This window comes from Paenibacillus sp. DS2015 (assembly GCF_050433705.1).
GTDB lineage: Bacteria > Bacillota > Bacilli > Paenibacillales > Paenibacillaceae > Paenibacillus_AQ.
Genome location: NZ_JBNPWS010000081.1, coordinates 1 through 1657, shown reverse-complemented (window position 1 = coordinate 1657; position 1657 = coordinate 1). Strand labels below are relative to the sequence as shown.

The following is a 1657-nucleotide window of genomic DNA, read 5'->3' as shown; positions in this document are numbered from 1 at the left end:
TTTCTGCTCATATGTTCACGATCGTGGTAGCCTTCATACCGTCGTTATGAAGGCCTTTTTTTCGGGCAACTGCGCAACCAATCCAAAGTGTTATAAGATGTTGGCGTCTTCTTGATCATCCATCTCATATAACCTTCTTCAAACAAAAATAACCCTAATATTATTTCGAGGGCTCTGATGTCATTTATATATGTCTCCTCTAGGTCCTATACGAACTACAAAAATGATTAATTCATTATTAAGAACCTCATAGATTATTCGATAATTCCCCACCCGTAATCTATAGATGTTTTCTTCTTTACCCTTCATTTTCTTCGTATTTGGGTTATTAAATGGGTCATTACATAATTGCTCAAGGGCTATAAAGATTCTTCTTGCTATAGTTCGATCTATTTTTCCTAGGCTCTTTTCAGCTTCACTTGAAAATGTAGCTTTATATTTCAAGTTCACGTTTTAGGTCCTCCAAGGATTTAGTCTGACCATTTTGAAACTCAAGTCGTCCCTGTTCTATTGCCTGAATATCCTTTGGCGTCAAACACTCATCGTCCTCATCAAACTGTTTCTCAAGTAACCATGATAAAAAGCTCTTTGCGACAACCTTATTCTTATCATTTAAGTTACCTAATATGTTTTCCAGTTCATCTTTCGGGACACTCATCAACTGTACCCCCTTTTATTTAATCATTCTTATTATACGCCAATATATAAGGATGCTCCAGACATTGCTTCTTTTATACTACATCGAAGTACTAGCCTTCACAAATCCGCTCTTACGCCAATTTCATATAACGTTCTGTTATTCACGACGCCCCACCACCCTAAAGGAGCGAAGCGACTGGCCGCGATGCGGTTAGGTGGTGCGGATGTGGCTGAATTTACTTCCCTGTTGCAGAAATGCCTCACCGAATCCGCTTCTACTTCTGCCGGTCCGAGAGGCGAATGCTCCGATGCGTGAATATGTTGTTGGTATTCTCAGTTCATACCCGACTGGCTCGGGGATGAACTTTTTCTTTATTCTGGAGGAAACACTGGGCTGAAAAACGCATGTTTTGTTGGGACATAGATCCCGTCGTATAAAGTGTTTTATGCCCTCGCCTTTTGTTCATACCCCGATTCAGCTGGTTGGGCCTCTGAGCCCGTATCACCGTGCCAACCTGTGGAGACCAAAAGTGCTGGCCCCAGTGACTTTAAGGAGGTTATATGAATATACCTGTTTTAAGTATCGATGTTGCTAAAGGTAAGAGTGTTGCCGCTGCTTCTTTCCTACCATGACTGTATTTATAAACCTTTCCCATTCTCTCATACCCGTGACGACCTCAATCATCTCCTATCGATCTTGGAGCAGATGATGCAAGCAACAGGTCAGGAGCCCACCGTTGTTTTAGAAGCTACCGGCAATTATTCCAAACCTCTCGTTTCTTTCTTTTCTTCACACGGCTATTCAGTCATTGTTCTGAATCCTTTACTTACTCATCAGCTGAAGCAAAAGGCGGTACGAAAGATAAAAACTGACCCTATCGATGCCATTCGCATTGCTCATGTTTTCTACCTTCAATCTCCTCAACCTCAAGTTGAACTAAGCGATCACGTCCAACAACTGCGTGTTATCTGTCGTCAATACCAGCATTGGACAGGCCTATATGGCGAGGCTCAGCTT

At 42.0% G+C, this 1657-nt stretch carries 3 protein-coding genes; 1 reads left to right on the top strand and 2 read right to left on the bottom strand.

The window, feature by feature from the left end; translation table 11 throughout:
• Positions 1-180 precede the first annotated feature (180 nt).
• The gene (locus J2T13_RS26190; protein ID WP_429375646.1) at positions 181-450 is read right to left on the bottom strand and encodes a type II toxin-antitoxin system RelE family toxin; all 270 of its coding nucleotides are present in this window, start codon (positions 448-450) and stop codon (positions 181-183) included.
• The gene (locus tag J2T13_RS26185) at positions 434-658 is read right to left on the bottom strand and encodes a hypothetical protein (RefSeq protein ID WP_429375645.1); all 225 of its coding nucleotides are present in this window, start codon (positions 656-658) and stop codon (positions 434-436) included. Before J2T13_RS26185 ends, J2T13_RS26190 begins: the two co-directional genes overlap by 17 nt.
• Before the next feature lie 567 nt (positions 659-1225).
• On the opposite strand from J2T13_RS26185, the gene J2T13_RS26180 reads away from it, so the two are divergent.
• Positions 1226-1657: IS110 family transposase (locus tag J2T13_RS26180; RefSeq protein WP_429375644.1), on the top strand; the 432-nt coding region annotated here is incomplete at its 3' end.